Raw genomic sequence first — 14,561 nt, forward strand, 5'->3', positions numbered from 1 at the left:
GAGCAATTCCTTACTTACTGATAAGACGGTCAAGGGCAACTGCCGCGATAATTAATCCGCCCATCACCACCAATTGGTAATAGGTTTGTACCTGCAGAATATTCAGACCGTTGTTGATGGTGCCGATAATCAAACCACCAATCACCACAGAGAAAATACGCCCCTTACCACCGAAGAAACTGGTACCGCCGATGATGGCGCTGGCGATGGCATAAGTCTCAAAACCCATTCCGGCCAGGGGTTCGGCGGCACCTAATCGCGCCGTGGATACGACGCCAGCCAGTCCCGCACAGACACCGGAGATGATAAACACCACCAGAATGTGAAATTTCACATCAATCCCGGAATAAAACGCCGAGTTTTTGTTACCACCCAGCGCGTAAATATTGCGCCCCAGCCGCATGCGGGTCGTCAGAAACCAGAGGATAACGGCGACAATCAACGAGAAAATGACAGGGACAGGTATTCCCGCCACGCTGGCAGCAAAGAAGTTCACGAAGTCAAAGGAGAAACCGTATACCGAGTTGGCGTCGGAAATAACCAGCGTAATCCCACGGAAAATAGCGTTAGTGCCAAGCGTGATTATAAAAGGATGAAGACCTGTCCAGTTGACCAGACAGCCATTGATGGCTCCCAGCACACCGCCGACCAACACACCGCCAATGAGTGCCGCGAGGAACGGATCGACGCCTGCCAGCATTAATCTGGCGGTTACCATACCGGATAGCGCCAGTATCGCTCCAACCGAGAGGTCGATACCGGCGACCAGAATAGCGAAGAATTCGCCCATGCCGATCAGCACCGTCACGGAACTCTGCACAAAAATCTGCGTAATGTTGTTGGTCGTCAGAAAATATTCTGGCGACAGTGAACCGAAAATGGCGACGATAATCGCCAGGATAAAAAAAGTGCCATATTTATCCCAGAACAGCGCAAAATTGAACGGTTTCTTCTCGTTCACTTCGGCTTTTACTCTTGTGGTAATGCCCATGCCATAATCTCCTCTTCGCTTATGTAATCGCGATTTGTCAGGATTTGCGTCAGTCGTCCTTCGCAGAACACGGCGATACGGTCGCAGACGGCGATAATTTCAGGGAGTTCTGATGACACCATCAGGATGACTTTTCCGTCGTCCGCCAATTGGCGCATCACCTTGTAAATTTCGGCTTTTGCGCCAACGTCGATTCCGCGAGTTGGCTCATCGAAAATGATCACTTCCGGGTTACAGCACAGCCATTTGGAGATGAGTACCTTCTGCTGATTGCCGCCAGAGAGCTCCGTAATGTTTTGATTTACCGAGTGGCACTTCAGCGCCAGCAGTTCGCGCTGGGTTTCGGCGGTACGTTGTTCGTCATTTGTATTAAACAGGCCCATCGCACCTTTATAGCCGCCAAGTTTCAGACTGCGGCTTATTGCCATATTCTGCGCGATAGAAAAGTTGGGAAAAAAGCCGTTATCCCGGCGGCTTTCGGTGATGTATGCCATTCCTTTTTTCACGGCGTCGAGTGGTGAACGCGGGGAAATGATTTTGCCGTTAAGGCGGATCTCACCGCCCGCGCGTTTATCCACGCCAAAGAGGCAATCCATTAGCTCAGTACGTCCGGAACCGACCAGCCCGGCGAAGCCTAAAATTTCTCCCCGACTGACGCTGAATGAGATGTCACGAACCTTTTTCCGGTCCCGACTGGTGACGTTCTGCACATCAAATACCGTATCGCGTTCAAGGTTACCGGTACTCTCCTTCATCACGTGAAAGCGATTTTGCAGCTCGCGACCCACCATCAGGCGGACGATATCGTCGTTTGACACATCACTGACCAGGCCACTGCATACGCTGCTGCCGTCTTTCATCACCGTGTAGCGATCGCAAATGCGGCGAATTTCCGCCAGCTTATGAGAGATGTAGACAATGGCCGTCCCCTCTTTACGCAACTGATTCATGATCAGAAACAGATAGTCCACCTCTTTATTGGTCAGTGAGGAGGTAGGCTCGTCCATAATGATCACTTTGGCGTCGAGCATCAGCGTCTTGGCAATTTCCAGCATCTGTTTATGGCTTATCGATAAGTTCGCGACTTTCTCATCTAAATCGACTTTTAAACCTACTCGTAATAGCATCATGGCGGCGCGTACTCGCATTTCTCGCCAATCAACAATATTCACCCCACAAAATTTTTTCGTCAGATGACGACCAATATATAAATTTTCCAGAACGGTTAACTCATCAATGACACTGAGCTCCTGGTAAATAATACCGATGCCGAGTTTTGCCGCTAACTTGTGATCCAGCTTGTCATAATTAACGTTATTAATCGTAATAGTGCCTTTGGTGGGTTCATGTATTCCCGCTAACACTTTCATTAGTGTAGATTTACCCGCACCATTCTCCCCTAATAACGCATGTATTTCGTATGGGTAGACAGTTAAATCAACCGATTTTAATGCGTGAACCGGACCAAAGGATTTGCCGATCCCCGCCATCGATATATATGGCGTGACCATAAATGCTCTCATGTCTGCAAAGGCCGGATAAGACGCTCTCGCGTCGTCATCCGGCGTAAAAGCTGAACCAGTACCTGATGGCGCAGCGCTTATCAGGCTGACAAATTTACTTTGTGACTAATATAGAATCGACCAGCTTAAATTCCGGTGCTTTATTGATCGGGATTACATGACCTGATTTCGCGGCATCGACCATTAACTTAAGGCCCGTTGCGCCAATATTTGCCGGATTCTGGGCAATGGTCGCCGTCATCTGTCCCGCCTCGACCATCTTGCGGGCTTCTGGAATACCATCAGTACCGACGACCAGTACTGTTCCCGTTTTTCCCGCGTTTGCGACTGCCTGGGCAACCCCCATGGCCATCGTGTCATTCGCGCAATAAATAGCTTTGATATCTGGATTACGCTGAAGGACGTTGGTAGCAACATCGAGTGCTTTAATGCGATCCCAGTCGGCGGGCTGGCTGGCAACCAGTTTAATCTGGCTTACTTTCTTGAATGCTTCTGTCGCGCCATTACGACGAGCTTCTCCGGAAGCATTACCGGCTTTGCCCTCAATAATCGCCACTTCACCGCCTTGTGGGCCCAATTTATCAATAATGAACTCCGCTCCCTTCGCCCCGACGGCAACATTATCGGTAGTCACAAAACCTTCCACATTCCCCCCCGCTTTTTGCAGATTATCCATATCAATTTTTTCATCGAGATTGACCAGATAGATCCCTTTTTTCCATGCACGGGCAACGGGCATGACCAGATTCACTGAGGATAAGGGGGCAAAGGCAATTCCTTTGTAATTTTTATTGCTAAGGTCTTCGAATAACTGCAGTTGAGACTGAAAATCACCTTCCGAAGGTGAAGCAAAAATATCAACACTGACGCCCAGTGTTTTTGCTTCATCCTCGATTCCCTTTTTCATATCCACCCAAAATGGATTAGAAAGTGTTTTTAATACAACAGCATATTCAGCGGTAGCAAACGCACTTGTTGATAACATTAAACCTATAGCTGCGCCGCTGAAATATTTCAGGTATTTTTTCATAATAGTATTCTCAATGTAGGGTGTTGTTCCCATATCCCCTTCATACTTCAAGCTGACGGGGCTTTGGCTGCATTCGTGTACTCCAGAAGCGAGCGGAGAGCCGCTCCAGGAAATTTAATCACTTGCGCCTTCCCGCAATCGAATTATTGAGGAGGTATAAATGAGCTCAACGAGTCGTTATTTCAGCGCGCCTGGTGAAAAATAATCAACGATTGCGCCAGTTTTTTGCATATTCACGGTTGCCTGTTCAATATTGAGTTGTGCTACTGAGACAAAAAAAGCATCTAATAATGTTAGTTGTAATATACGTGCTGAAGCATTACGCCCTAATAACGGTGTTTCCGGAGCTGGCGAGCAAATAATATAGTCAGCCAGTTTGGCAATCGGTGAATGATAGCTGTGGGTGATACAGATAATTTTTGCACCGTTCTTTTTAGCCAATTCGACAGCCGCTTTGACGTCACTGGTTCGCCCTGAATGTGTGACAACCAGAACCACGTCACCTTCTTTCAGGAGCGATGCGGACATCATCATGATATGCGCATCGGGATAGGTCTGGCAGCGTACGCCAATACGTAAAAACTTATGCTGTACGTCTGCGCAAATAGCATTTGACCCACCCGCGCCATACAAATCTCGCTGTTTTGCCTGAAAGAAAAAGCGTGCGGCACGGTGGATCTCATCGACATTGACGATCGATTGCCCTTCCATAATAGTGCGCAAGGTTATATTGAACACCTTGTTCACTACGTCCTGTGGCGCTTCATCAAAGGCCAGTTCGGTAGGTAATACCTGCTCGGACTGAGAAAAATAGTCTTCCAGCGCGCTACGTAAATTCCGAAAACCGCTGAAACCCAACAGCTTTGATACTTTAACAATCATGGCTTCAGAAACGGACAGCGCTTCCGCAACATCTTTTATTGCTGGCGCGCAATTCAGGTTCCCCGGTTTGAGTAACCATTCCACGATTCGGCTTTCGTTCTCGGTCATCCCTTCCTGCTTCATACGCAGGTAAGGCGCAAGCCCGATACCATTTGGAAGTGCTGCATCAAACTCTGACTGGCTCATTACGTTCTCTTGTCCTTGAAATGAAGACACCACTATATCATCACAGTAGTCGCAGAAAAGATGTCGACAACTTCACAAAAAAAATAAATTTATAAAGTTTTTGTTTTTGTGAAAAATTGTCTGCTGGCTGTAAACGGGATTAAAAATAAACACAATAAAAACAATGCTATAACAGTTAATGTTGATTGGTGGTTATTTTTATGCTCAGTAAGACCTCGTCCTGATTGCTATTGCATCGCTGAGAGTATGTGTGTAGAACAACTTGTAAAGGTGATTAATGGTGAGTTTGGGTGCTTTTTATACCATTGAAATCACAAATTTTATTTTGTTGTGAAGTTTTTGATATGGTAGAAAATAGATGAAAAAGATAGCATTTGGCTGTGATCATGTAGGTTTTATCCTGAAAAAGGATATCTTGAAGCATTTAGCGCTGCGTGGCGTCGACGTGATTGATAAGGGAACGTATTCCTCAGAGCGTACTGACTATCCCAACTACGCCAGTGAAGTAGCGCAGGCTGTTATTGCTGGTGAGGTGGAGGGGGGGATTCTGATTTGTGGGACGGGAGTCGGTATTTCGATAGCGGCGAACAAGTTCGCAGGCATCCGCGCGGTCGTCTGTAGTGAACCTTACTCGGCACAGCTTTCGAAGAAGCATAACGACACTAATGTGTTGGCGTTTGGTTCACGGGTGGTAGGACTGGAACTGGCTAAGATGATTGTCGATGCGTGGCTGGATGCGGAGTTCGAAGGAGGGCGTCATCAAAAACGCGTAGAAGCGATTATGACACTTGAACAACGGAGGATTTGAGATTCCTCCGCTACTCGCCTCTGTGGGTGTTGACTAACGTAGAAGGCGTCCCTTTTTGAGGCTGGTTCTATGAAACGCACTCCGACGCTCTTTTTATTCAGCCTGCTGTCGCTGACCACGGTATCGGCCCATGCCGATATTATTGATGACGCTATCGGCAACATTCAGCAGGCGATCAACGACGCTTACAAACCGGATAGTGGGCGAGATTATGAGGATTCGCGTGACGACAGGTGGCAGGGCGAAATGAGCGACGATCGCCGCAGACAGTATGATGACCGTCGCCGTCAGTTTGAGGACCGACGTCGCCAGCTGGATGAACGCCAGCGCCAGCTTGATCAGGAGCGCCGACAACTGGAAGACGAAGAGCGCAGGATGGAAGAGGATTACGAGCGTTAACGCAGTCTGTCGCTGGCGAGTTGATAAACCTCACTACGCTCACGTTTACCGACAGCAACGACGGCGATAACCAGTACGTCATCTATCACCTGGTAAACAAGGCGAAAGCCTGAGGTTCTCAATTTGATTTTGTAGCAATCTTTGATTCCCCTCAGCTTTGCTGAGGGGACATGGGGATTGGCACAGCATTTCTTCAGTTTTTTGGCAAATTGCTGCTGAATGGCTTTATCAAGTTTCTGCCATTCTTTCAGCGCGTCTTCCCTGAACTTTACCGTATAACTCATAGGTAGCTGTCCAGATCCACTTCCACAAGCGGCTGTTGGCTACGTTCATTTACTATTTTTGCCAGTTGCTGATCGTCCAGAGCATCCAGCATTTTTTCGTAAAGCGCTGCGGGAATACAATAAAAAGCGGGCTGGTTACGGTTCAGAATCGCGACGGGATAACCATCTCCGGCGTTGACGGTCGCCATCGGATTCTTTTTTAATTCACTCACGCTGGCCGTGGTATCACTCAAGATGATGTGCGGCATAGTCGCTCCTTAAGACCTATTAACTGGTCTTAATTTAGGTGATATGAGACCGATTAACAAGTCTTATTGTACGCAATATGTCCTAGTCGACCATAATTTGCATTCCGTCATAACCTGCTTCAAAGCCGTGTGGGAGCGCGTTTTCCATCAGCCAGACATCGAACTGATGGCTGATGTGCGTGAGGACGACGCGCGGGCAGCGAATCACCGCATTGAGCGCGATAACCGTATTCAAATCGCAGTGGTTACGCGGTGTTTCCGGACGCGGCGGATGGCTGCAATCGATCACGATGACCTGCGGGCGATTATTCTGCAAAAAAGTGAGCGTTTTGTCGGGCAACCCGGCGGTATCCGAAAGCCATGCCACGCGGCTGTGCGCTGTTTCCAGAAAATAACCCAACGTCAGCTTCGAGTGGTTCAGGGGCAACGGCGTGACCTGCAATCCCTGTAGGTCAAATACCATAAACGGTTCGATGGTATGGCTGAAATCCAGAATTCCGGGGTGTTTAAACAGATCGTCGCAGCCGTGTTCATCCGCAGGGCCATACACCGCAATGGTCGTACCGACGCCCCAGCGCAGCGGAAACAGTCCCTGTACATGATCCATATGGTAGTGGGTGAGCAGAAACTGCCGGAAGCTGCCCGCCGGCCAGTCGTCCATCAAATGCGGAATTCCAGCATCCAGCAGCGTTACCGTTTCGTTGAATGTGACCACGCCGCTGCACGGGCGTCGGCGGTACTGTTGCTGTGAGCGTGCGCGACGACAGGCGGCGCAGTCGCAGCCAAACACCGGCACCTGTTGGGCGCCGCCCGTTCCGCTTAACGTAATGCTCAGACTCATCGGTCACCTCAAAGCGCTTTCGTGAAGCGAAAATGGCTCTGTTCGTAGCCTTCGCGCAGGTAAAAACGGTGCGCGTCATGGCGTTTCACACTGGTGGACAGCTCTGTCATTTCCGCGCCTGCTTCACGGGCTTCCTGTTCCGCCCAGGCCAGTAGCTGGCTGCCAATTCGCAAACCACGCGCCTGCGGCATCACCACCAGTTCCTGAATCTCGCCAATCCAGTTGGCGTGATGTAAATGATACTGCAGATGCAGGCCAATCAACCCAACCGCCTGGCCCTCAAGCAGCGCCAGTTGATAGTGCAGTCGGGTATCCTGCAAATTAGCGGTGAACCCGGCGCGAAAGGTCGGGTAATCAAACCGGGTTTGCTTCAGTTCGCAGATGAGTGCATACACGGCCTCGATGTCTTGCGCCGTGGCGCGCCGAAGTTCACAGGCAGACATGGTGTTTCTCCTTACGTCCCATCAACGTTAATAGTGCCTCGACGGACTGGCGTAAACTTCCGTCGTTATTCAGCGTATGGCAGTCAAACGGGGCATAGCGGGCGGCCCGTTCGAGACGCGCGGCGATCTCCGTTTCATTTTCCCGTCCGCGCGCCTGTAAACGCTGGCGCAGAATCGCAGGGGAAACCTGCAAACAGACCGGCATTAGCGCCGTACCATAGCGGGCTTGTGCCTGAGGGAGATGCGCGCGTGAGCCATTCACCACCACATCAAAGCCCCCGTTGAGCCAGAGATCGATTTCCACGCCGATGCCATAGTATAAACCGTTGGCGTGCCAGCTCAGCGCCAGCAGATTGTGCCCGGCGCGGGTAAAAAATTCCTGTTCGCTCAGGGCGATATGATTTTCGTTTCCGGCATTTGCCGCGCGGGTGATGTAGCGGTGCGCCACCAGCAGTTGCGCATGTTCCTGCTGGCGAAGTTCCGCCAGCAAACTGTCCTTCCCGGAGCCAGATGGCCCCATCAACCAGATCAGTTTTCCCATAGTCAGAACACCCTTTTCCCCTGACGCCAGACGTGGTCGATGTGGACGTGATCGCCTTTGCGGTGTGCGAGCACCAGGTCGGCGCGTTTTCCTTCGGCGATCGTGCCGCGATCGCTGAGGTTAAGCGCACGCGCCGGGTTCGCTGTCACCAGACGGATAGCCTGGGGAAGCGAGAAGCCATTGCTCTCATCATTTGCCACGCGAAATGCCGCATCCAGCAGACTGGCGGGGTAGTAATCTGAGGAGAGAATATCCAGTAGCCCCCGTTCCGCGAGCTTATGCGCTGCGACGTTGCCGGAGTGAGAGCCGCCGCGCACAATGTTCGGTGCGCCCATTAACACATTCATACCGTGCTGGCGTGAGGCTTCTGCGGCTTCGAACGTGGTGGGAAATTCAGCGATCACGCTACCAAGTTGATGTGATTCCTGTACATGTCCGCAGGTCGCGTCATCGTGGCTTGCCAGCGCAATGTTGCGTTCGCGACACAATTGCGCGATGGCGGTACGGTTGGGCTGCGACCAGCGTGCCGCCAGTGCCAGTTGTTCCTCTTCGTAGCGGGCCATCTGTTCATCGGTCAGCGAATACTTACCCTGATAGTACTCACGATACTTCTGGCGATCGGCAAACTGACGCTGTCCCGGTGAGTGATCCATCAGCGAAACCAGCGTCACCGGCTCACGCCCCACCAGCTTTTCGAACAGGGGAAGCGTGGTATGATGCGGTAATTCGCAGCGCAAGTGCAGGCGATGTTCAGCGCGGTTGACCCCACGTTTTTGTGTCTCCTCCACGGCGTTAATCATCTTCTCCAGATTTTCCAGACGGTCGCCGCCGTCACGGACATCGCCAATCGCGACGGCATCCAGCACGGTTGTAATGCCGCTGGCGACCATCAGCGCGTCGTGGCTGCTCATCGCCGAATGAGCGGGCCAGTCTACCTTCGGGCGGGGGGTAAAGAATTTGTCGAGATTGTCGGTGTGAAGTTCGATAAGCCCTGGCAGCAGCCAGCCGCCTCCGCCATCCAGCGCATCCGGAAGACGACTCTGGCTTTCGGCAACGGCGCGAATTACACCATCCTGAATTTCCAGCGATCCCTGCACCACTTCATCGTCCAGCACCAGCTTTACGTTGTTGATAATCATGGTGTTGTCCCCATCAGGTGCAATCGATCCGCCACGCGGTCGCGCACAGTGTGATCGTGAAAAATGCCGACAATCGCCGCACCGCGCGCTTTCGCTTCTTCAATCAGCGTTACTACGGCAGCACTGTTTTTCGCGTCCAGCGAGGCGGTTGGCTCATCAAGTAACAAAATGGGGTAATCGACGATAAATCCGCGTGCGATGTTGACGCGCTGTTGTTCCCCACCGGAAAAGGTGGATGGCGCGAGATGCCACAGGCGTTCCGGCACGTTCAGGCGGGTCAGCAGGCTTGCAGCTTTGGCGGCGCATGTCTCGCGCGGTACGCCGAGATCCAGCAGCGGCTGCATCACCACATCCAGCGCGGAGATCCGCGGGATAACCCGCAAAAACTGGCTCACCCAGCCGATCGTGGTGCGGCGGACTTCCAGCACTTTGCGCGCCGGGGCCTGCACCAGATCCACCCAGTCGTCGTGATGGTGAATATGAATGTGCCCTTCGTCGGGTAAATAGTTAGCATACAGCGAACGCAGGAGCGTGGATTTCCCGCTGCCTGAATGGCCGTGCAGCACGACGCATTCGCCGTTTTTCACTTCCAGCGAGGCGTTTTGCAGCACCGGCAGGCGCACGCCGTTTTGCTGGTGGAGTACAAAGGTTTTACTGACGTTTTCAACGCGGATCGCGTTCATTTTTATCCTCTTTACGCATTTTTGCGTTCGATTGCCTGATGGCGCGTTGCTTATCAGGCCTACACACAACACCGATCCGTAGGTCCGTAGGCCGGATAAGGCGCAGCCGTCATCCGGCAAAAATCAGTTCTGCAATACCGACGACACCAGTAACTGGGTATAAGGATGGTGCGGATCGTCGAGCACCCGGTCGGTTAATCCACTTTCCACCACCTGGCCCTGCTTCATCACCAGCAGGCGGTCCGCTAACAGGCGCGCCACGCCGAGATCGTGGGTGACAATGATCACTGCCAGATCCAGTTCCACCACCAGGCCGCGCAGCAGATCCAGCAACTTCGCCTGCACGGAGACGTCGAGGCCGCCGGTTGGCTCATCCATAAAGACCAGCTTCGGGTGGGTAACGAGATTGCGGGCGATTTGCAGACGCTGCTGCATTCCGCCGGAAAAGGTGGTCGGCAGATCGTCGATGCGTGACGCCGGAATTTCGACCTCCTCCAGCCAGCGCTGGGCGGTGGCGCGGATCTCACCGTAATGACGCGCGCCGGTCGCCATCAGGCGTTCGCCGATATTACCGCCCGCCGAAACCTGACGACGCAGGCCGTCCAGCGGGTGCTGATGTACCACGCCCCATTCAGTGCGCAGCAGGCGGCGGCGGTCGGCTTCGCTCATGGCATACAGCGAATGTTGCTGGTACTGAATCTCGCCTGACTGCGGCGTCAGACGGGAAGAGAGGGATTTCAGTAGCGTCGTTTTGCCAGAACCCGACTCCCCGACAATGCCCAGCACTTCGCCAGGCCACAGGTCAAAAGAGACATCGCTAAAGCCTTTGCCCGGCGCGTAGAGATGGGTCAGGTTGTTAACCGAAAGCAGTGGTTGCGTCATTGGCTGAGAGCCTCACTCTGTTGGCGGCAATAATCAGTGTCGGAGCAGACAAACATGCGTTTGCCGGTGTCATCGAGCACCACTTCATCAAGATAACTGTGCGTTGAGCCGCAGATGGCGCAGGGCGCATCCCAGGTCTGCACGGTGAACGGATGATCGTCAAAATCGAGACTTTCCACGCGGGTATACGGGGGGACGGCGTAGATCCGTTTTTCGCGTCCCGCGCCAAACAACTGGAGGGCGGGCATCCTGTCCATCTTCGGGTTATCGAATTTTGGAATAGGCGACGGATCCATCACATAGCGGCCATTGACCTTCACCGGATAGGCGTAGGTTGTCGCGATGTGACCGAAGCGGGCGATATCTTCGTACAGTTTCACCTGCATGATCCCGTACTCTTCAAGCGCATGCATGGTGCGCGTTTCCGTCTCGCGCGGTTCGATAAAGCGCAGCGGTTCGGGGATCGGCACCTGGAAGATCAGGATCTGATCTTCTGTCAGCGGCGTTTCCGGGATCCGGTGGCGGGTCTGGATAAGCGTGGCGTCTTCCGTGCGTTCCGTAGTATTGACGCCGGTGACGCGTTTAAAGAAGTTGCGGATCGATACGGCGTTAGTCGTGTCATCCGCCCCCTGATCGATAACCTTCAGCACGTCCGGCTCGCCAATCACGCTGGCGGTGATCTGGATCCCGCCGGTTCCCCAGCCGTAAGGCATCGGCATTTCGCGTCCGCCGAATGGCACCTGATAGCCTGGGATCGCCACCGCTTTGAGTATCGCGCGGCGGATCATGCGTTTGGTCTGCTCGTCCAGATAAGCGAAATTGTAGCCAGAGAGATTAGCGGTCACGGGCAGCCTCCTGTTGCAGACGTTTGAGCAGTTCCAGTTCGGCCTGGAAATCGACGTAGTGGGGAAGTTTGAGGTGTGAAACGAAACCCGCCGCCTCGACGTTATCCGCGTGCGCCAGCACAAACTCTTCGTCCTGCGCCGGTCCCGTAACCGTTTCATCGTAGTCAGGTGCCTGTAAGGATCGGTCCACCAGCGCCATTGCCATGGCTTTGCGTTCGCTCATACCGAATACCAGTCCGTAGCCACGGGTAAAGTGGGGCGTGTCGTTGTCCGGGGCGACAAAGCCGTTGACCATTTCACATTCGGTCATCAGCAGTTCGCCGACGTTGACCGCAAATCCCAACTCTTCCGCTACGGTTTCCAGCGCAACATAACCGCTGCGGATTTCGGCGGCAAACGGGTGATTGCGCCCATAACCGCGCTGGGTGGAGTAGGCCAGCGCCAGCAGATACCCTTCATCACCTCGCATCAACTGCTGTAAACGAGAAGCACGGGAGCAGGGGTAAACCGGCGGCGTGCGGGTGATATCGTCTGGCGCGGCGCCATTATCTTCTTCACGCTTCGCCAGCTCCTGGTTCGCCAGCAGCGAAAAGACGTGCGGGGCGTCTTCCTGCGTACTTTCTGCTGTGCGTAACGGCGGCGTTTCGCCATTCGCCAGCAGGGTAAAATCGAGCAGGCGATGGGTGTAATCGTAGGTCGGTCCCAGGAGTTGTCCGCCGGGAATGTCTTTGTAGACGGCGGAAATACGGCGCTCCAGACGCATTTCCGCGCTGTTTAGCGGTTCACTCACCGCCAGTTTCGCCAGCGTGGTGCGATAGGCTCGCAGCAGAAAGATGGCTTCGACGTTATCACCGCTGGCCTGCTTGAGCGCCAGCGCCGCCAGTTCGCGATCGGCAATACCGCCTTCGGTCATTACGCGGTCAACGGCCAGGTTCATCTGCTGTTCTACCTGCGCCACACTCAGTTCTGCCACGGCAGTATCGCCCCGGCGACGGTTCTCCTGTAACGCGTGGGCGTTGGCTATTGCCTTTTCACCCCCTTTGACGGCGACGTACATCAGCACACCTCCACATGGGTGGTTCGCGGAATCGCCAGCAGACGTTCGCCGCAGGTGAGGATAAGGTCAACACCCAGCGGAAACGGGTGCGGGCGCTCGGTGAGTTCGTGGATCAGACACTCTGGCAGTTGTGGCGCGACCATCCGCTCTTCCGCGATACCCGCGCCGGTCAGACGTAGCATGCGTCCACCGCTCAGGCTGGACACCTGGACTATCAGCGTGGCGCTGGTTTCCGGCGCCACGGCGGAACCGGCGGACAGTGCGTTAAGCTGCTCGCCGCTGATGCGCTCGTCAGCCACCGCAAAGGTCGCCTGTTGCGGTTGATCGACCATCGGGGCGTTGGTGTGAAAACGCAGATTCTGGCGGGAGATATCGTTGTTCACCGCAGGCGACAACCAGACGGGGGTATCGCCATCGACCAGCGTCAGCAACACGCTGGTGGTGGCAAGGTTCAGCGGCTGCCAGCCGTGTTTCAGTTGATGCAACGCTACGATCACGCCCGGCTCGCTCATGGCTTTCAGCAGGCGGCGAAAGCTCTGTTGAGCGTCCTGAACGGGCAGGGTAAAAGCGGTCTGTAAGGTCATTCGTTATCTCCGCGTACCAGCGTAAAGAAGTCGACCCGGCTGGTGTTGACTTCGGCGCGCCGGGCAGTGATTTCCGCCTCGCGTTCCGCCTCCAGCGGGTAAATAAGGGTTTCCATCAGGTTCTGAAAATGGGGGGATTCCTGGAGTAAGGCGTCGATGACGGCGCACTGCTCGGCGTGGTATTTGTTACGCCCCAGCAGGTAGCTATAGCCCAGCGTACCGCTTTTGAGGCGCACGACCGCGCGGGTCAGGGTGGTATCTCCGGCAAAGAAGCGGTTACCTGTGCCGCCCATTCGCGCCTGAATTTGCATTAGCCCGGTTTCCGGGGCGCGGATCAGGTCATATTCCGGTGCCAGCTTAAGCGCCTGGAGTCGCGCATTCAGGGCATCGGCTTTGCTATAGGCCAGCGCGCGCATCCAGCGCTGGCGGGTGGCGGTATCGAAATGCATTCAGTGCTCCATGGTGAATTCGATCATGTCGGCGCAGGTCAGGCTGACGGAGTACTCCGTCGCACGTTCTTCGCCTTCACGGTGGTTAAGGGTGCGCACGCAAAGCAGCGGCGCCATATTGAGGATCTCCAGCACTTTGCTCTCTTTCGCCTGCGCACGGCGGGCGCTGATCCGTGTCTGGGTCCGTTTAAGCGTCAGCCCCGATTGCTCGCGCAGGTAGTCATGCAACGATCCGTGGTTAAAGCCCTGCAACAGCGGCCAGAGCGTGAGGTCGGAAAAGTAGTGATCAATCAGACACAGCGCGATGCCGTTGACCCGGCGCAGGGTGCGCAGGTGAATAACGTTATCGCCTTCCTGCACGCTGAGCGCATCGGCGACATGGCTTGAGGCCGGGCGCAGTACCGCCAGCAGCTTTTCGCTGGTGGGATGGCTGCCCTGATCCAGCAGGTTCTGGCTAAAACGCGCCTGGGCGTTAAGCGGGTAATCGAACGGGCGCATCAGCACCAGCACGCCGACTCCCTGACGACGTTGAACCCAGCCGCGTTCAACCAACTGGTCGATGGCGCGGCGCAGCGTGTGGCGGTTGACCTCATAACGGGCGGCAAGCTGGTGTTCGGCGGGCAGGTAATCACCGCAGCGGTAGTGTTGGCGAAGCTCCTGCTCAAGTCGCGCGGCAATCTCCTGATAACGCGTCGGATAGCTGGTCGGATGTGTAGACAAGTGCATAGCAATCAACGCCTCGCTCA

19 protein-coding genes are annotated in these 14,561 nt (G+C 54.1%); 2 read left to right on the forward strand and 17 right to left on the reverse strand.

Annotation, left to right across the window (positions count from 1 at the left end; all coding sequences use genetic code 11):
• Positions 1–10: 10 nt before the first annotated feature.
• The 4 genes from alsC to WB371_RS19530 all read right to left on the reverse strand — a co-directional run bounded on the left by alsC (position 11) and on the right by WB371_RS19530 (position 4,612).
• Positions 11–991: a D-allose ABC transporter permease gene (gene alsC / locus WB371_RS19515; protein WP_336221698.1), complete on the reverse strand. Its 981-nt coding sequence runs from the start codon at positions 989–991 to the stop codon at positions 11–13.
• Positions 970–2,502, reverse strand: coding sequence for a D-allose ABC transporter ATP-binding protein AlsA (gene alsA, locus WB371_RS19520; RefSeq protein ID WP_336221699.1), 1,533 nt, complete (start codon positions 2,500–2,502; stop codon positions 970–972). Before alsA ends, alsC begins: the two co-directional genes overlap by 22 nt.
• Before the next feature lie 106 nt (positions 2,503–2,608).
• Entirely contained in the window at positions 2,609–3,544 is a 936-nt protein-coding gene (alsB, locus tag WB371_RS19525) for a D-allose transporter substrate-binding protein (protein WP_336221700.1), read from the reverse strand.
• 177 nt (positions 3,545–3,721) lie between these two features.
• Entirely contained in the window at positions 3,722–4,612 is an 891-nt protein-coding gene (locus tag WB371_RS19530) for a MurR/RpiR family transcriptional regulator (protein WP_336221702.1), read from the reverse strand.
• 358 nt (positions 4,613–4,970) lie between these two features.
• Here WB371_RS19530 and rpiB point away from each other — a divergent pair, with 358 nt between their 5' ends.
• Positions 4,971–5,420, forward strand: a complete 450-nt coding sequence (gene rpiB, locus WB371_RS19535) for a bifunctional allose-6-phosphate isomerase/ribose-5-phosphate isomerase RpiB (protein ID WP_336221703.1) — start codon at positions 4,971–4,973, stop codon at positions 5,418–5,420.
• 69 nt (positions 5,421–5,489) lie between these two features.
• The gene (gene yjdP, locus WB371_RS19540; protein ID WP_336221704.1) at positions 5,490–5,819 is read left to right on the forward strand and encodes a DDRRRQL repeat protein YjdP; all 330 of its coding nucleotides are present in this window, start codon (positions 5,490–5,492) and stop codon (positions 5,817–5,819) included.
• Here yjdP and WB371_RS19545 read toward each other — a convergent pair.
• The 13 genes from WB371_RS19545 to phnF all read right to left on the reverse strand — a co-directional run bounded on the left by WB371_RS19545 (position 5,816) and on the right by phnF (position 14,541).
• Positions 5,816–6,103, reverse strand: coding sequence for a type II toxin-antitoxin system RelE/ParE family toxin (locus WB371_RS19545; protein ID WP_336221705.1), 288 nt, complete (start codon positions 6,101–6,103; stop codon positions 5,816–5,818). The two genes, yjdP and WB371_RS19545, sit on opposite strands and share 4 nt — an antisense overlap.
• On the reverse strand, positions 6,100–6,351 hold the full coding sequence (locus tag WB371_RS19550; RefSeq protein ID WP_336221706.1) for an antitoxin: 252 nt from the start codon (positions 6,349–6,351) through the stop codon (positions 6,100–6,102). The genes WB371_RS19545 and WB371_RS19550 overlap by 4 nt, the downstream gene beginning before the upstream one ends.
• Positions 6,352–6,433: 82 nt before the next feature.
• Positions 6,434–7,192 (reverse strand): phosphonate metabolism protein PhnP, encoded by a 759-nt coding sequence (gene phnP / locus WB371_RS19555; protein WP_336221707.1) that lies wholly within the window; start codon positions 7,190–7,192, stop codon positions 6,434–6,436.
• Between the two features lie 8 nt (positions 7,193–7,200).
• Positions 7,201–7,635 carry an aminoalkylphosphonate N-acetyltransferase gene (gene phnO, locus WB371_RS19560; RefSeq protein WP_336221708.1) on the reverse strand — a complete coding sequence of 145 codons (435 nt, stop codon included), beginning with the start codon at positions 7,633–7,635 and terminating at the stop codon, positions 7,201–7,203.
• Positions 7,622–8,176 carry a ribose 1,5-bisphosphokinase gene (phnN, locus tag WB371_RS19565; RefSeq protein WP_336221709.1) on the reverse strand — a complete coding sequence of 185 codons (555 nt, stop codon included), beginning with the start codon at positions 8,174–8,176 and terminating at the stop codon, positions 7,622–7,624. Before phnN ends, phnO begins: the two co-directional genes overlap by 14 nt.
• 2 nt (positions 8,177–8,178) lie before the next feature.
• Positions 8,179–9,315 (reverse strand): alpha-D-ribose 1-methylphosphonate 5-triphosphate diphosphatase, encoded by a 1,137-nt coding sequence (phnM, locus tag WB371_RS19570; RefSeq protein WP_336221710.1) that lies wholly within the window; start codon positions 9,313–9,315, stop codon positions 8,179–8,181.
• Positions 9,312–9,998: a phosphonate C-P lyase system protein PhnL gene (gene phnL, locus WB371_RS19575; protein WP_336221711.1), complete on the reverse strand. Its 687-nt coding sequence runs from the start codon at positions 9,996–9,998 to the stop codon at positions 9,312–9,314. The genes phnM and phnL overlap by 4 nt, the downstream gene beginning before the upstream one ends.
• Positions 9,999–10,121: 123 nt before the next feature.
• Complete coding sequence (gene phnK / locus WB371_RS19580) at positions 10,122–10,880, reverse strand: phosphonate C-P lyase system protein PhnK (protein WP_336221712.1); 759 nt, start codon at positions 10,878–10,880, stop codon at positions 10,122–10,124.
• Positions 10,877–11,668, reverse strand: a complete 792-nt coding sequence (gene phnJ / locus WB371_RS19585) for an alpha-D-ribose 1-methylphosphonate 5-phosphate C-P-lyase PhnJ (RefSeq protein ID WP_336221768.1) — start codon at positions 11,666–11,668, stop codon at positions 10,877–10,879. Before phnJ ends, phnK begins: the two co-directional genes overlap by 4 nt.
• Positions 11,669–11,714: 46 nt before the next feature.
• Positions 11,715–12,782, reverse strand: coding sequence for a carbon-phosphorus lyase complex subunit PhnI (locus tag WB371_RS19590; protein ID WP_336221713.1), 1,068 nt, complete (start codon positions 12,780–12,782; stop codon positions 11,715–11,717).
• Entirely contained in the window at positions 12,782–13,366 is a 585-nt protein-coding gene (gene phnH / locus WB371_RS19595) for a phosphonate C-P lyase system protein PhnH (RefSeq protein WP_336221714.1), read from the reverse strand. The genes WB371_RS19590 and phnH overlap by 1 nt, the downstream gene beginning before the upstream one ends.
• Positions 13,363–13,815 (reverse strand): phosphonate C-P lyase system protein PhnG, encoded by a 453-nt coding sequence (phnG, locus tag WB371_RS19600; protein WP_336221715.1) that lies wholly within the window; start codon positions 13,813–13,815, stop codon positions 13,363–13,365. The genes phnH and phnG overlap by 4 nt, the downstream gene beginning before the upstream one ends.
• Positions 13,816–14,541 (reverse strand): phosphonate metabolism transcriptional regulator PhnF, encoded by a 726-nt coding sequence (phnF, locus tag WB371_RS19605; RefSeq protein WP_336221716.1) that lies wholly within the window; start codon positions 14,539–14,541, stop codon positions 13,816–13,818.
• Positions 14,542–14,561 lie beyond the last annotated feature (20 nt).

This window comes from Citrobacter amalonaticus (assembly GCF_037053465.1).
In the GTDB taxonomy this organism is placed as follows: domain Bacteria; phylum Pseudomonadota; class Gammaproteobacteria; order Enterobacterales; family Enterobacteriaceae; genus Citrobacter_A; species Citrobacter_A amalonaticus_H.